This window comes from Sphingomonas sp. CFBP 8760 (assembly GCF_014841615.1).
GTDB lineage: Bacteria > Pseudomonadota > Alphaproteobacteria > Sphingomonadales > Sphingomonadaceae > Sphingomonas.
On record NZ_JACYUG010000003.1, the window covers coordinates 96827 to 112451 of the forward strand.

A 15625-nucleotide genomic window follows, 5' to 3' on the forward strand; every position below is an offset into this window, starting at 1 on the left:
AGCCCCGCAATCGCCATAAAGCCGCGTCATCCCCGTTGGTCATGAAGACGATCGGCATCATCGGCGGCATGAGCTGGGAAAGCTCGCTGGAATATTACCGCCTCATCAACCGGGGGGTGCGCGACCGGCTGGGCGGTCTCCATTCCGCGCGCATCCTGATGCTGTCGGTCGATTTCGCCGAGGTCGCGGCGCGGCAGCGGGCGGGGGACTGGCCCGCGCTGACGGCGCAGATGATCGACGCCGCCCGCGCGCTGGAACGCGGCGGCGCGGACGGCGTGCTGATCGCGACCAATACGATGCACCTGATGGCGGACGACGTGGCGGGCGCGATCGGCGTGCCGTTACTCCATATCGGCGACGCCGCCGCGCGGGCGGTGCGCGCGGCGGGCCATGGGCGGGTGGGCCTGATCGGCACCGCGTTCACGATGGAGCAGCCCTTCTATGCCGAACGGCTCGCCGGGCACGGGCTGGACGTGATCGTCCCCGACGCGGACGACCGGCGGGCCGCCCATGCGATCATCTACGACGAACTGGTGCAGGGCCGGATCGAACCGGCCAGCCGTGCGGTCTACCGCGCGATAATCGCCCGGCTGGTGGCGCGCGGCGCGGCGGCGATCGTGCTGGGCTGCACCGAGATCATGTTGCTGGTGGGCGACGACGACAGCGCGGTGCCGCTGTTCGATACGACGACGCTGCACGCGCAGGCGGCGGTGGCGTGGGCGCTGGGGGACGATTGAGCGGGCCGCCGGCTCGTTCCGGCGTATCCGGAAGTGGGTGAAGGTCACCCCACCCATCCTGAAATGCCTCCCCGGCGGAGGCCGGGGTCCAGTTGGAAAGACCGTAGTGCGTTATTACCGCACTTCACCCAACTGGGCCCCGGCCTCCGCCGGGGGGGATAAGTTGGCGGAGGCGGTTTCACCCCCGCCAGAGTGGCAGGCGTGGCTTACCAGATCCGCACGCGCTCGCCCGGCGCGATATACTGTTTCGCGCCCGGCTGGATATCGAACGCCTTGTACCACGCGTCGACGTTGCGCAGCGGGTTCACCGCGCGGATCTGGCCGGGGGAGTGCGGGTCGCTGACCAGTTGCTGGCGCAGCGCCTCCGTCCGGGTCAGCGTGCGCCACGCCTGGCCCCAGCCGAGGAAAAAGCGCTGGTCGCCGGTATAGCCGTCGATCACCTTCGCCGGCTTGCCGCCCAGCGAGGTGTGATAGGCGTCGAGCGCGATCAGCACGCCGCCCAGATCGCCGATATTCTCCCCCATCGAGGCGGCGCCGTTGATGTGCAGGCCGGGCAGGTCGGGGAAGGTATAGGCCTCGTACTGGCCACCCAGGCTGGATGCCTGCGCGTCGAACTTGGCGGCATCCTCCGCGGTCCACCAGTCGCGCAGCACGCCCTTGCCGTCGGACTTGCGGCCCTGATCGTCGAAGCCGTGGCTGATCTCGTGCCCGATCACGCCGCCGATCGCGCCGTAATTGACCGCCGGATCGGCGTTCGGATCGAAATAGGGTGCCTGCAGGATGCCGGCGGGGAAGACGATCTCGTTCTTCACCGGGCTGTAATAGGCGTTCACCGTCTGCGGGGTCATGCCCCATTCGCCCCGGTCGACCGGCCCGGCCAGCCGGTTGCGGCGGTAATCCCATTCGAACCGGCCGGCGCGTTCGGCATTGCCGACCACGTCGCCCGCCTGCACCTGCAACGCGCCGTAATCGCGCCACTTGTCGGGATAGCCGATCTTGACCGAGAAGCCGGCCAGCTTGGCCAGCGCCTCCTGCTTGGTCGCCGGCCCCATCCACGTCAGGTTGCGGATGCGCCCGCCCAGCGCGACGCGCAGGTTGGCGACCAGCTGGTCCATTTTCGCCTTCGACGTGGGCGGGAAATACAGCGCGACGTAATCGCGGCCGATCGCCTCGCCCATCGCGCGATCGGCGAAGGCGACGGCGCGCTTCCACCGGTCGCGCTGCTGCGGCTGGCCGTTCAGGAATTTGGAGCGGAACTCGAAATTGGCATCGACGAACCGCTTCGACAGCATCGGCGCGATATCGTCGGTGACGCGGAACGCCTGCCACGCCTTCAGCGTGTCGAGATCGGTCGCGGCGAAGACGGCGGCGATCTTCGGGAAGGCGGTGTTCTGCCCCACGATCGCGCGTTCCGCGCCGCCGATCCCGGCCGCCTGCCAGAATGCCGCCCAGGGGAAGCCGGGTGCGCTCGCCTGCAACTGCGCCAGCGTCATCGGGTTATAGGTCTTGTCGCGGTCGCGGCTCTGCGCGCGGGTCCAGTGCGCCTGCGCCACCTGCGTCTCCATCGCCACCACCTTGTCGGCGGCGGCGGCGGCATCGGGCCAGCCGGCCATGCCCAGCATCTGCGCGACATACTGGCGATACCGGTCGAGCTGCGGTTTGAACTTCGCATCGACATACAGGTCGCGGTCGCCCAGCCCCAGCCCCGACTGGCGCAGGTACAGCGCATAGAGATCGGGCTGCTTGGCATCGTCGCTGACGCCGGGGCCGAAGAAGCTGCCGCCGAACCCGCCGATCGACCGGCCCATCAGCCGGGCGATGTCGTCCTTGGTCGCCGCCGCCTTCACCGGGGCCAGCCGCTGCACCAGCGGTGCCGCGTCGGCGCGTTCCACCGCCGCCTGATCCATGAAGCCGCGATAGAGCATCGCGACCTTGGCGCGATCGGGATTGGCGGCGTCGGTCGGCTGATATCCTTCGATCAGTGTGCGCTCGCGCGCTTCGGACAGGTCGCGCAGCACGCCGAAGGTGCCGTAGTTCGACCGGTCGGCCGGGATCGGCGTGTTCTTTTCCCAGGTGCCGTTGACGAAGCGGAACCAGTCGTCGCCGGGCTTCACGCTCCTGTCCATGCCGGCCAGATCGATGCCCCATTTGCCGTAAGGGGCGGACGTGGCGGCGGCGGGCGCCGCGGTCTGGGCCGGTGCCGCGGTCTGCGCCGGGGCGGCAGGGGAAAGGGCTTCACGGGCGGCAAGGGGAGCCATCGCCACCAGCGCGACGGTGGAGGCAAGCAGCAGCTTCTTCACAGACAGTATCTCCGGGGGCGTTGAAAGGCATGAATATTCCCCATGGTTCGCACGGCCCGTCCGGTCGTGCAACCGGGAAGGGCAGGGCGCGATACCATGCGCGATCCGTCACCCCGGGCCCGTCCCGGGGTCCACGGTGCCGCAAAAGCAAAAGATGTCGACCAAGGGGAACGGTGGCCCCCGGGACAGGCCCGGGGTGACGGATTGGTTTATCGGCGATAATCATCGCCTTCCCTGTCCCCGTCCGCCGGAATCCCCGCCATGATCGATCGCCGTCACGCCATTTTCGGCACGCTTGCCGCCGGTCTCGCCGCACCGGTGCTGGCGCAGGGTAAGGTCGGGGGCGGGGCCGCGCCCGCCGACCCGGTCGAGACGATCGAGCTGTGGCCCGGTGCCGCGCCAGGGATGCCGGCCACCCCGCCGGTCGAGAAGGTCGAGGAACGGAGCCGCGAGCCGGGATACCACAACCGCACCGTCACGGGGATCGTGCGGCCACGGCTGCTGGTGTTCCGGCCGGCGCGCGCCAACGGATCGGCGCTGCTGGTGATCCCCGGCGGTGGTTATTCGCTGATCGCGATGGATCATGAGGGCCATGCGGTCGCGCGGCGGCTGGCGGCGCAGGGGTGGACGGTGTTCGTGCTGCTCTATCGCCTGCCGGGGGACGGCTGGGCGGCGGGGCCGGACGTCGCGCTGTCGGATGCGCAGCGGGCGATGCGGCTGATCCGCGCCCGCGCCGCCACTTATGGCATCCGGCCGGAACGGGTCGGGGTGCTGGGCTTTTCGGCGGGCGGGCATCTGTGCGGCGATCTCGCCACGCGGTTCGCGGCCCCGACCTATGCGCCCGTCGGCGCGGCCGACCGGCTGGACGCGCGACCGGCGATCGCGGCGCCGATCTATGCGGTGCAGTCGATGACGCTGCCGATGGCGCATGGCGGATCGCGCGCGCTGCTGATCGGCAAGGATGCGTCGCCCGCGCTGGAGCGCGCCCATTCCACCGCGCTGAACGTCGGCGCGCGAACCCCGCCCTGTTTCCTGGTCCATGCCGAGGACGATGGTGCCGTCGATGTCGGCAACACGCTGGAATTCCGGGCAGCGCTGAAGGCGGCGAAGGTGCCGGTGGAGACGCATCTGTTCGCCGAGGGCGGCCATGGTTTCAGCCTGACGCTGCCGGACAGCAAGCCCGCGTCGCGGTGGCTCGACCTGTTCATGGTCTGGGCGGGGACGCACGGGTTGGGCCAGGGCGCGGCGGCGCCGCAACGAGTCGGTTGATCCGGCGGCGCGGGCGCGCCACGATGCGCCCATCCTGTCTCCGTCCGGAAGCCATGCCCGCATGATGAAGCCGTTACTCTGCGCCGCCGCCGTTTCGCTGGTCGTCGCCCCCGTCCTCGCCCCCGCCTTTGCCCAGCAGGGGCCGGCCCCCAAGGATGCCGCCGCCCGCGCCGAAGGTGCCGGTGGCGACGTGCCCGCCAAGTTCACGCCGCCCGCCACGCAGAACGATTACGACAAGCGCGTGATGATGGTGCCGATGCGCGACGGCACCAAGCTCTACACCGTCATCGTCGTGCCGAAGGGGGCGACCAATGCGCCCATCGTGCTGACCCGCACCCCCTACAACGCCAAGGGTCGCGCCAGCCGCAGCGACAGTTCGTCGATGCTCGCCACCCTGCCGCTGGCGGACGAGATGTTCGTGAAGCGCGGCTACATCCGCGTCTATCAAGACATTCGCGGCAAATACGGGTCGGAGGGGGATTACGTCGTCACCCGCCCGGTGATCGGCCCGCTGAACCAGACCAAGGTCGATCACGTCACCGACGCGTACGACACGATCGACTGGCTGGTGAACAAGGCGAACCTGCCCGAATCGAACGGCCGGGTCGGGATGATCGGGTCGTCCTACGAGGGCTTCACCGTCGTCATGGCGCTGCTGAACCCGCATCCCGCGCTGAAGGTGGCGGCGCCCGAAAGCCCGATGATCGACGGCTGGATGGGCGACGACTGGTTCCATTACGGCGCGTTCCGCCTCGCCAACATCGCATGGCTGGGGGCGCAGACCGGATACAAGGGCGCGGGCGCCGCGCCGCCGACCGGCGGCTGGGACGATTACGAGAATTTCCGGGAGGTCGGCTCGGCCGGCGCCTGGGCGCAGAAATCGGGGTACGACCAGTTGCCCTATTGGCAGCGGATGGTGAATCACCCCGCCTATGACGGCTTCTGGCAGGGGCAGGCGCTCGACAAGCTGGTCGCCGCCAACCCGTCGAACGTCCCCACCATCTGGGAACAGGGGCTGTGGGATCAGGAGGACATGTACGGCGCGATCACCGCGTGGGAGGCGCTGAAGGCCAAGGGCAAGACGGGTAACAACTTCCTCGTCATGGGGCCGTGGCGGCACAGCCAGATCAACCGCGAGGGGCGGTCGCTCGGGCCGTTCCAGTGGAATGGCGACACCGCGCAGCAGTTCCGCGAACAGATGGTGATGCCGCTGTTCGACCAGTATCTGCGCGACGGCGCGCCCGCCAACCTGCCGGCGGCGGCGATCTACAACACCGGCGAGAACCATTGGGACCGGTTCACGTCATGGCCGCTGGCGTGCGCGCAGGGCTGCGCCGCGCCGCTGACGCCGATCTATCTGGGCGCGGACGGCGGGCTGGGGTTCGACAAGGTGGCGGCGGGCGGCGACAGCTACGTCTCCGACCCCGCCAGGCCGGTGCCGCATCTGCCGCGCCCGGTGAATTTCGGCGACGGCCGCTGGGGCGACTGGCTGGTCAGCGACCAGCGCGGCGTCGACGGGCGGACCGACGTGATGACCTACAGCACGCCGGCCCTCACCGCGCCGGTCCGCGTGTCGGGCGCGCCGATCGCCGATCTGTTCGCGCGCACCACCGGCACCGACGGCGACTTCATCGTCAAGGTGATCGACGTCTATCCGGCGGAAAACGCGACCGATCCGAAGATGGGCGGATACCAGCTGGCGATCGCGCAGGACATCTTCCGCGGCCGTTACCGCGACAGCTTCGCCAAGCCGTCGGCGATCCCGGCGAACAAGGTGCAGGAGTATAAATTCCGGCTGCCGACGGTGAACCACGTCTTCCAGCCGGGGCACCGGATCATGGTGCAGGTGCAGTCGAGCCAGTTCCCGCTCTACGACCGCAATCCGCAGACCTACGTCCCCAACATCTTCCTCGCGAAGAAGACGGATTACAAAAAGGCGACCGTGACGATCGAGCGCGGCGGCGCCACGCCCAGCCGGGTGTGGTTGCCGGTGGTGCCGGTCGATCAGGCGGCGGTGACGGCGCGGTAACCCCCGTTCGTGCCGAGCGAAGTCGAAGCACTGCGCCGGACGCAGGGCCTTCGACTTCGCTCAGGCCGAACGGCGATGGGGGAGGCGTCGTGCGATACCGACCGTCACCGCGGCATCACCAGCCGCAGCACGGTAGGATCGGGAATATCCTCGCCCGGCAGGTCGCGGTGCGGCGGCAGGGTGGCCCAGGCCAGCGCGATCCCCGATCCGCCCGCATCCTCGACCGTATTGATCTGCATCCCCGCCGGCACCGCGATGCTGCCTGCCAGCCGTTCCGCCAGCAGGCTGCCCGGCGTCTCCGACACGCGTTTCAGCGTCGCGGCATCCAGCAGGAAATCGATCGGCTTGCCGTCGCGGATCACGCTGACGCGGATGCGGTTCTGCCCCATTGGCTCCGCCCCCTTCACGAACAACCGGCTCTCCAGCGAGCCGCCGCCCCGGAAATCCCAGCGGAACCCCTGCCAGTCGCTGACCTGCGCGATCCGCCAGCCCTTCGGCTCCGCGCGGGCGACATAGATCTGCGTGTTCCCCTTGGCATCGAACTTGTGGAAGGTAATCATCGCGCGCCCGGCGGGGTCGAAGCCGATCACGGTGTTGTTGTTGATCATCCCGCCCTCGATCGGCACCGGATCGACGATCTCGGCGGTCTTCAGCGTAATCGGCAGCGTCAGCGGCCGGCCCGCCGCCGTCTCCCAATGCACCAGATCGCGGCTGCGCGCATAGGACAGGTCGTGGTTGGTCTCCGCCATCGGCGTCTCGCGCCAGACCCAGGCGATGTGGAAATACTTGTCCGGCCCCAGCACCGGCCCCATGAAATACGCGTTCCGCTGTCCCTCGCCATCGGTCAGCGGCACCTGCAACAGATGCCGCCACGTCCTGGTGGCGGGATCATAGACGTTGTAGATTTCGTTGCCGTTGCCGCTGCTGCCGTCGCGATATTTGTAGACGAGGCGACCGGCACCATCGCGCAGGAAGATCGGATAGGTCATCTTCCCCTCCACCCGCGTCTCGACCATCACCGGCTGGCGCGCCAGCGTGCGCACGTCGCCCGCCACGGTGGTGCGGTAATAGACCAGCGGATCGCCGTGCATGTTGGCGGAGACATGGACCTGCCCGTCCGCATCCACCGCCATCGCGATGTAATTGTGGCTGTCCCAGCCCAGCCAGCTGTCCAGCTTGTGATACACCCACGCCGCCTGTCCGCGCGGCCGCGACGCCACCGTCAACTGCCGGTTGGCGTCGTAATAGGCGACGGTGATCCGCGCCGCCGTCACCGCCAGCGCGAACCGGGCGCTGTGCCCGGACCACACCCGGTCGATCGCCGACAGTTCGGGGGTAGCTGCAGCTGCCGCCATCCCCGTCGGCGCCGGCATCCGCGCCGGTTGCTGCGCCCCCGCCGCGACGGGAATGGCGAGCGACAGGAGCAGCGCGGCGCGCAGGGGGTGGAGGGTCATGAGGTTTCCTTACAGCGCGAAGCGCACGCCGATCTGATAGGTGCGGCCGTCGAAATCCGCACGGCGGGGCTTGCGTTCGTTGTTCTCGAACTCGATCCGCTTGGCGTTGGTCAGGTTGAACGCGTCGGCGGTCAGCGAGACGTTCTCGGTGATGTTGAGCGAGGCGGACGCATCGAGCTGGCCCCGCGCCTTCACCTGCCGCGCCGCGCCGGCAAAGGTGCCGCCCGCCGCCAGATCGTATTGGCTGCGATAGTTGTAGGTACCGCGCACGCCGAACAGCTTGGTCTCGTAATAGCCGATCACGTTGACGACGTGCTTCGACACGCCGGGCAGGATCGCCTCCGTCCCGTTCGAGGCGCGGCCCTTCACGTCGGTGAACGAATAGTTCACCTGCCCGCCCAGCCCGGACAGGAAGCCCGGCAGCCAGTCGAAATTCTGCTGCACCGACAGTTCCACGCCACGGACGGTGATCGGGTTGGGCGAGTTGATGTTGCCGCCGACGACGACCTGCACCGGCTGTCCCGCCGAGACGAGCGTGGTCGACTGGCAACTGTCGCCGACGAGGCGCAACGGCCCCAGCCCGAAGCCGCCGCCATCGGCGGGGCACAACAGGCTGCGATCGGTGATCGGCGCGATCAGGCCGGAGATGCGCTTGGTGAAGGCGGCGGCGGAGAAGACGCCGCCCGGCCGGTTGTAGAATTCCACCGACGCGTCGAACGAATCCGCGCTGAACGGCTTGATGCCGACATTGCCCAGCGTGACGTTGAACAGCGTGCCGCCGCCGCTGATGACGGTGGAGGGCGACACCTGCCGTGGCTGCGGCCGCACGAACGACCGGTAATAGGCGCCGCGCAGCACCAGCTTGTCGGTCAGGTCGGCGGCGATCAGCACCGACGGCAGCCATTCGCCGTAATCGCTGGTCCGCTCGACCCGCGCCGGCTGGCCGAGCAGCAACTGCGTCGATTCGGTCTGCTGGCGGGTATATTCGTAGCGCAGGCCGATGTTGCTGCGCACGTTGATCCCCGCCACCATCGTATCCAGCTTCGCCATCGCATAACCCGAGGCGATATCGTTGGAGAGCTTGAAGTTCAGCGAGCCGACGCCGCCGTCGGCGGTGTTGTTGACGAAGCCGTTGGCGGTCAGCGACTGCCCCGGTGCCAGCGTCACCGGTTTCAGCGCGGCATCGACCGCCGCGAAATCCAGCGTCTGCCAGTTGGTGCTGTAACCGGGAATCTGGCCGCCGAAGAAGTCGTTCGCGAAAGGGCTCTGCACGATCAGGCCGGGGGCGATGTTCTGCTGCTGCACCCCGAACACGGTGGAGCGGAACTGCTGCGATTCGAATTCGGTCTTCTCGAACCGCGCACCGATCTGGATGCTCTTGAGCGGACCGACATTGATGTACCGCTCCAGGTCGCTCTGCCCGGCATAGAGGTTGTTCTGCGCGATCCCCTCGCTGCCCGCGACGATGAACACGTCGCCCGACGCGTTGCGCAACTGATTGGCGTCGAGCACCGCGAACGGCCCCGGCGTGAAGGTGACGGCGGACGCGGGGTTCAGCAGGAAGCGGAAATCCTCGATGTTGGTGCCGCCCGAATAGGCGGAGCCGCTGGTGCCGTTGCCCGCCGCGCTCGGCAGCTTGCGGTAATCGAACTGCGTCTGGATGACGGAGTTGCTGGCATCGGAATAGGAGAAGGTGGTCAGCGACCGCCACTCCTCGTTCTTGTACCCGATATCGCCGTAGATGCCGTACGACCTGATCTTCGACGGCTCCGCCCGGGTCGAGGCGAAGACGCGCGCGTTGCGATAGTCGTAGCGGTCGATGTAGCGGTTGCCGTCGGGCAGGGTGAAGACGTCACCGGTCGGGTTCACCACCGTATTGGCGTCGCGCATGTCGTAATCGATGATGTCGGTGTTCGCGTCGCTATAGTCGCGGCGGGTGTAAAGGCCGTTCAGCCCGAAGGTCAGTTCGTCCGTCGCCGCCCATTCCGCGCCCGACGCGATGGTGAAGCGGTCGCCTTTGTTGGTCTTCACGAACTGGCGGATGTCGGACGGGAACAGCACGTTGGCGCTGCCGGTGCCGCCGAAGCGCGCGACGTAATCCGGCGTCGTCGTCCGCGACAGCGGCGTATATTGCGCGAAGGTGATCGAATCGCGGCGGAAATTCTGCTTCGAATAGGCGCCGACGACATACAGCCCCAGCGTGTCGTTCAGGAAATGCTTCGAATAGGACAGCGACCCCTGCGGATTGAACTTTTCGGTCAGTTCCTCGTACGCGCCGGACAAACGCACGCTCAGCGCGCCGTCCTTGCGGGCGAGCGCACGCTGGATCTGGAGGTCGACATTGCCGCTGATCCCGCCCGGCTGGTCGGCGGCGGAGGGCGACTTGATGATCTGGAACGCGCTGAACACGTCCGATTCGAACGCGCCGAGCGGGCTCGACCCATCGAGCACGGGGTCCGCGAAGGTGCTGCCGTTCAGCGTGGTGCGCGCATAGGTGCCGGGCAGGCCGCGCAGGTTGATCGTCGCGTCGCGGCTTTCCGCCTCGCGGTTGATCTGCACGCCGGGCACGCGCTGCAACGCCTCCCCCACGTTCAGGTCGGGGAAACGGCCGATCCCGTCCGACGAGATGCCGTCGGTCACGCCCACCGCGTTGCGCTTGGCCTGCAGCGCGTTGGCGTAGCTGGCGCGGATGCCGGTGACGACGATGTCGGCATCGCCCGCCCCATTGCCTGGCCCGTCGCCCGCCGCCTGCGCGGCAACGCCGATCTCGGTCTGGGCGGGCGGGGCGGTATCGGTCTGCGGATCGGTGCCGGCTACCGGCGTCGGCGGCCGGTCGGTCTGCGAAGTCGCGGGCAGGCCCGGCGCGGTCGACTGGCTCTGTGCGGATGCCGGGGCGGCGGCCGCCATCGCCGCGCCTGCCATCAATACGGCGTACAACTTGCCCTTCATCGTCATCCCCCCTTGGTCGACATCACGATCCCCTTCGGGGCTTCGTTCCGATATCCGGGAACATGTACTACGAGTTGAAACCAGGCAAGCCGCAATCGTATGTCGTCGGACGGTTGCCTACCGCGTGGTGACGGCGACATCCTCCCGCGACCAGCCGCCGCCTAGTGCCTGATACAGCGTGACATAGGCGTTCAGCCGGTCGGCCTGCGCCTGGATCAGCGTCAGCTCGGCGGTCAGCAGCCCGCGTTGCGCGTCGAGCTGGTCGATGTATGACGAATATCCCGCACGGTAGCGATTGGATGCGTTGCGCAACGCCCCGGCCAGCGCGGCGCGCTGCGCGGCGAGCGCGGTGGCCTGCTGCCCCGATCGCAGCACCCCGGCCAGACTGTCGTCGACCTCGCGGAACGCGGTCAGCGCGGTGCGGCGATAGGCGAAGGCGGCGGCATCGCGGCGGGCGGCGGCGGCATCGGCCTGCGCGCGCAGGCGGCCCGCATCGAAGATCGGCGACAGGATGCTGCCCCCGACCGAGAAGACGCCGATCGGGTTCGCCAGCGCGGTCGACAGCACCACCCCCGCCGATCCGGTCAGCGACACCCCCGGCAGCATCGCCGCGCGCGCGCTGTCCAGGCTGCGATCGGTGGAGACCAATGTCTGTTCCGCCTGGAACAGGTCGGGCCGGCGGCGCAGCAGGTCGGCGGGCAGACCGTCGGGGATCGCGGGGGCGAGCAGCCGGTCGATCGGCAGGCCGCGTGCGATCGGCCCCGGCGCGTCGCCGATCAGCACCGACAGCGCGTTCTCCTGCCGCGTCACCAGCAGTTCCGCCTGCGGCACCAGTTGCTCGGCGGCGTGATATTCCCCCTCCGCCTGCCGCAGTTCCAGGTTGGAGGTATAGCCCGTCGTCGCGCGCCGCCGCGCGATCCTGAGCGCCTCCGCCCGCGCCGCCAGCGTATCGCGCGCGACGCGCAGCCGTTGGTCGAGCGACCGCAGCGTGATGTACCCCGTCGCGACGCCACTGGCGATGGCGAGCCGCACGGTGTCGCGCGCGCCCTCGCTCGCCAGTGCCTGCGCGCGCGCGGCGGCGCTCGCCTGCCGCAGCCGCCCGAACAGGTCGAGATCGTAGCTGGCCTGCACCAGCGGTTGCGCGCCGATCGCGTCGCTGGGCCGGCCGAGCGGGCTGACCGTCTGCCCGTCGGTCAGCGGTACGCCCGCGCTGACCAGCGGCGCCTGTTGCGCGCGGGCGAGGCGGACGGCGGCGCGCGCCTCCTCCACCCGCGCCGCCGCACTGCCCAGATCGGGACTGTTGGCGAGCGCGCGGGCGACCAGACCGGCCAGCACCGGATCGCCGAACGCGTTCCACCAGTCCGCGCGGATCGGCGCGCCGGGACCGAGCGCGGTGCGCCATGCCGGCGGCGGCACCACCGCCACGCCCGCCGGCGGGGCGGGGCGCGGACCGATACAGCCCGCCAGCGCGGCGGTCATCAACAGGACGGCAGCGTATCTCACCGGACGCCCGGGCCCCCGGACGTGTCGACCCGCGCCTGCACCGACATGCCCGGCCGCAACCGGTCGATCAGCCGCTGGCCGGGATCGATCCGGATGCGCACCGCGATCCGCTGCGGCACCTTGGTGAAATTGCCGGTGGCGTTATCCGCCTTCAGCACCGCGAACTCCGATCCGGCGGCGGGCGAGATCCGCTCGACCCGCCCGGTCAGCCGCGCATCGGCCAAGCCGTCGACGGTGAAGCTGGCGGGCTGGCCCACCGCCATCCGCGCGGTCTGCGCCTCCTTGAAATTGGCGATCACCCAGGTTTCGGGGGGCACGAGGAACATCAGTTGCGATCCGGCGGTGACATATTGGCCCAGCCGCACGCCCACTTCGCTCAGTCGTCCCGATTCCGGCGCGCGGATCAGCGTGTTGGCAAGGTCGATCTGCGCCAGCCGCCGTGCCGCTTCCGCCCCCGATACGCCCGCCACCTGTCCGCCGCGCCCGACGATCACGGTGCGCACGTCCTGTCGGGCGATCTCGCGCGCGGCGTTCGCCTGCCGCACCCCGGCCTGTGCCTGCCGCAGCGCCGCCAGCGTCTGGTCGCGTTCGCGCAACGACACCGAACCGTCGGTGACGAGGTCGTTGACCCGGTTCATGTCCGCCTGCGCGCGCATCAACTGCGCCGCGGCATTGGCGACCGCGGCATCCTGCGCGGCGAGGCTGGCTTCGCGGCTGCGTTCGGACTGCGCGGCGTTGGCCAGCGTCGCCCCCTGCGCATCGACCTGCGCCTGCGCCTGTTCCACCCGCTGGCGATAGATGCGGTCGTCGATCCGGACCAGCGGCTCGCCCGCCTTCACATCGGCGAAATCGCGGACCAGCACGGCGGTGACATAACCCGACACCTGCGGGCTGATGACGGTGGTGCGCCCGCGGACATAGGCGTTGTCGGTCGATTCATAGGGCGTGACGAACGGCGGCAGCCGCCACGCCGCCAGCACCGCGAGGATGCCCGCCACCGCGACCAGCAGGATCACCACCAGCGCGGTTGCGCTCGGCCGGCCGGGCCGCCAGCCCGATCCGGCGGGCGGCCCGGCTGATGGCGCCGCCGGGGCGACCGGGGCGACCGGGGCGGCGGGGGGCGCCTCGGCCGCCCGTTCCTCGGTGATCGGGCCAGGTGATACGGGAATACGCGTGTCGGTCATGCTGTCCCCGAGATGGTCTTCGCCCGCCGTTCGCGCCAGTCCCGTCGTGCGAGCAGGAAAAACAGATAGCCGAACGTCGCCGCCGCCAGCACCGCGACCAGCCGGAACACATCGGCATAGGCGAGGATGTTCGCCTCACGCGTGGCGGTCTGCGACAGGATCGCCGCGCCTTCCGCCGATCGCAGCGCGGGGTCGCCGACGACCCGCGCCACCGCCACGCCGCCCGCCTGGATGCGCTGCGCGACGATCGGATCGGTGGCGCTGATCTGCTCGACGATCGCGGCGCTGTTCGCCTTCTCCCGGATCGTCTGGTACGTGCCGAGCAGCGCGGTGCCGCCCAGCCCGCCGATGCCGTTGATGATCCCGAACAGCGCGATGAAGCTGATGATGTGGCCGGTGCCTGCCTGCAACGCCCGCGTCATCCCGAACAGCAGCGACGGCCCCAGGAAGAACGTCGCCGAAAACGCGATCAGCGCCTGCGTCACATATAGCTGGGGCGCGCGGGTCAGGCTGGTGGAATGGGAATCGGCGAAGGCGGCGATCGCGACGATCCCGATCGCCAGCATCACCGGATGCGCCAGCTTCTGCACGTTCAGCAGCACCGCGCTCGCCACCACGCCGACCACGGAGGCGACGAAGATGATCGAGAAGAACGGCACCAGCTGGTCGTTGTTCTGGCCCAGCACCGTCAGCAGCCCGACCGCCGCGAACGTCTGTTCCGACAGCACGATGCGCGCCATGATCGTGACGATCGTGAAGCGGACGATGTCGGCGCTGCCCAGCCAGCGGGTGTTGAGCAGCGGGTTGACGCGGTGATGCTCGATCAGCAGCGCCGCCGCCAGCATCGGGATCGCCGCGATCAGCGCCCAGCCGATCCACGGCGCCTGCGTCCACCACACGATCCGCCCCAGCCCCAGCACCGCGGCGAACAGCGCGGTCGCGCCGGCGAACAGCGTGAAGGTGACGAAATCGAGCGGCTCGAACGCCTTTTGCCGGTTGGTCGGCGGCAGGCGCAGCCACGCGACCGCCGCCAGGCTGCACAGCGCCAGCCCCAGTTCGAACAGGTACAGCGTCCGCCACTGCGACATCGACAGCAGTTCGGGCGAGAACAGCCGCGCCAGCGGCGTCGCGCATTGCGGCACGCCGATCCCCAGCACCACCGCCTTCAGCCGCCATTTCGCGGGCAGCGCCTGCATCATGTAATACAGCGCGAGGCTGGATACCGCCGCGCCCGCCATGCCGCTGGCGGCGCGCACCGCGATCGCGGAGGCGAAACCGTGGACGAACAGATGCGCGAGCGTCAGCACCGCATAGACGAACAGGAAGATCATCGCGAACGGGCGCAGGCCGAACTGCTGCCGGAACTTGATCATGATGAGGTTGATCGACACGTTGGTCATCACATAGACCGTCGGCAACCACGCGATCTGCGCCGGATCGAGCCCCAGCGCGCCCTGCAACGTATAGGTGTTGGCGGAGATCAGCGCGTTGCCGAACCCCGCGGTCAGGCCGAGCAGCACCGAGATCAGCCCATAGGCGACCCGGCGCGGGTGCGGATGGTCCGGCGACCCCGGCGATCCCGGCATGACCGGCACCTCATGGGGGGCGAAGTCCCACCGTTCCTCCGACAGGAATCGACGCAGGCGGCTATACATATCCGTCGCTTAGACCCGGATGACGGGCACGGGAAGCGGGGTGCGGTTTGACCAGGCCATGCGGCATCCATAGCCTTCCGGGATGACGCCGACCGATCGCTATCACGCCGTCGAGCATCGGCACGCGCCGACGCCCCGCATCGTCCTCCGTCGCATGTATGGGGGCGGGGGCGAACCGGTCGTCCTCGATGCCGCCTGCCTTCTTGCGCAATATGCCGTGTCCGGCACCGACACGCTGCTCGTGCTGGACGAGGATACGCCTTACGAGGAGCAGTTGCACCTCGTCCTGCTCCGCGACGATCGCGTGCTGGACCACATCACGATCGGCGCGCCCTATGCCACCGGTGCGTTCCGCCCGGTCGAGCGGTCGATCGATACGCTTCGGTTCCGGTTCGAAAGCGATGCTTGCTGGACGCTGGCGATCGACGGGAATGGCGGGCGGGGGATCGGCGGCCTGCCCCCGGGCGCCAGCCGCCGCACCGGCCCGCTGGCGCCACGCTACCTCAAGCTGGCCCACGCCCGAGGGGGCGGCGCGCCGAAATGAC

Annotated in this window: 10 protein-coding genes; 4 read left to right on the top strand and 6 right to left on the bottom strand. The window is 69.1% G+C overall.

Annotation, left to right across the window (positions count from 1 at the left end; genetic code table 11):
* Positions 1 to 41: 41 nt before the first annotated feature.
* Positions 42 to 737, top strand: coding sequence for an aspartate/glutamate racemase family protein (locus IFT82_RS05360; RefSeq protein WP_192125270.1), 696 nt, complete (start codon positions 42 to 44; stop codon positions 735 to 737).
* A gap of 206 nt (positions 738 to 943) precedes the next feature.
* Here IFT82_RS05360 and IFT82_RS05365 read toward each other — a convergent pair whose 3' ends face one another.
* Complete coding sequence (locus IFT82_RS05365; protein WP_342355055.1) at positions 944 to 3037, bottom strand: M13 family metallopeptidase; 2094 nt, start codon at positions 3035 to 3037, stop codon at positions 944 to 946.
* A 261-nt stretch (positions 3038 to 3298) separates the two neighbouring features.
* Here IFT82_RS05365 and IFT82_RS05370 point away from each other — a divergent pair, with 261 nt between their 5' ends.
* Both IFT82_RS05370 and IFT82_RS05375 read left to right on the top strand, forming a co-directional pair.
* Entirely contained in the window at positions 3299 to 4306 is a 1008-nt protein-coding gene (locus IFT82_RS05370; RefSeq protein WP_192125271.1) for an alpha/beta hydrolase, read from the top strand.
* Positions 4307 to 4367: 61 nt separating this feature from the next.
* Entirely contained in the window at positions 4368 to 6335 is a 1968-nt protein-coding gene (locus IFT82_RS05375; RefSeq protein WP_192125272.1) for a CocE/NonD family hydrolase, read from the top strand.
* A 104-nt stretch (positions 6336 to 6439) separates the two neighbouring features.
* Here IFT82_RS05375 and IFT82_RS05380 read toward each other — a convergent pair whose 3' ends face one another.
* From IFT82_RS05380 to IFT82_RS05400, 5 genes are all read right to left on the bottom strand, one after another.
* A complete protein-coding gene (locus IFT82_RS05380) occupies positions 6440 to 7789 on the bottom strand; it encodes a BNR repeat-containing protein (RefSeq protein WP_192125273.1) in 1350 nt (449 codons plus the stop codon).
* 9 nt (positions 7790 to 7798) lie between these two features.
* Positions 7799 to 10738 (bottom strand): TonB-dependent receptor, encoded by a 2940-nt coding sequence (locus IFT82_RS05385; RefSeq protein WP_192125275.1) that lies wholly within the window; start codon positions 10736 to 10738, stop codon positions 7799 to 7801.
* 117 nt (positions 10739 to 10855) lie between these two features.
* Entirely contained in the window at positions 10856 to 12217 is a 1362-nt protein-coding gene (locus IFT82_RS05390; protein WP_192125498.1) for an efflux transporter outer membrane subunit, read from the bottom strand.
* Between the two features lie 20 nt (positions 12218 to 12237).
* Positions 12238 to 13425 (bottom strand): HlyD family secretion protein, encoded by a 1188-nt coding sequence (locus IFT82_RS05395; RefSeq protein ID WP_192125277.1) that lies wholly within the window; start codon positions 13423 to 13425, stop codon positions 12238 to 12240.
* Positions 13422 to 15080, bottom strand: coding sequence for an MFS transporter (locus tag IFT82_RS05400; RefSeq protein WP_192125279.1), 1659 nt, complete (start codon positions 15078 to 15080; stop codon positions 13422 to 13424). Before IFT82_RS05400 ends, IFT82_RS05395 begins: the two co-directional genes overlap by 4 nt.
* Positions 15081 to 15162: 82 nt before the next feature.
* On the opposite strand from IFT82_RS05400, the gene IFT82_RS05405 reads away from it, so the two are divergent.
* A complete protein-coding gene (locus tag IFT82_RS05405) occupies positions 15163 to 15624 on the top strand; it encodes a hypothetical protein (protein ID WP_192125281.1) in 462 nt (153 codons plus the stop codon).
* Position 15625 lies beyond the last annotated feature (1 nt).

Coding starts and splice junctions, on each gene's coding strand:
- IFT82_RS05395 (WP_192125277.1), bottom strand. CDS start 13,425: ATGACCGACACGCGTATTCCCGTATCACCTGGCCCGATCACCGAGGAA.
- IFT82_RS05390 (WP_192125498.1), bottom strand. CDS start 12,217: ATGACCGCCGCGCTGGCGGGCTGTATCGGTCCGCGCCCCGCCCCGCCG.
- IFT82_RS05400 (WP_192125279.1), bottom strand. CDS start 15,080: ATGTATAGCCGCCTGCGTCGATTCCTGTCGGAGGAACGGTGGGACTTC.
- IFT82_RS05370 (WP_192125271.1), top strand. CDS start 3,299: ATGATCGATCGCCGTCACGCCATTTTCGGCACGCTTGCCGCCGGTCTC.
- IFT82_RS05360 (WP_192125270.1), top strand. CDS start 42: ATGAAGACGATCGGCATCATCGGCGGCATGAGCTGGGAAAGCTCGCTG.
- IFT82_RS05405 (WP_192125281.1), top strand. CDS start 15,163: ATGACGCCGACCGATCGCTATCACGCCGTCGAGCATCGGCACGCGCCG.
- IFT82_RS05380 (WP_192125273.1), bottom strand. CDS start 7,789: ATGACCCTCCACCCCCTGCGCGCCGCGCTGCTCCTGTCGCTCGCCATT.
- IFT82_RS05385 (WP_192125275.1), bottom strand. CDS start 10,738: ATGAAGGGCAAGTTGTACGCCGTATTGATGGCAGGCGCGGCGATGGCG.
- IFT82_RS05375 (WP_192125272.1), top strand. CDS start 4,368: ATGATGAAGCCGTTACTCTGCGCCGCCGCCGTTTCGCTGGTCGTCGCC.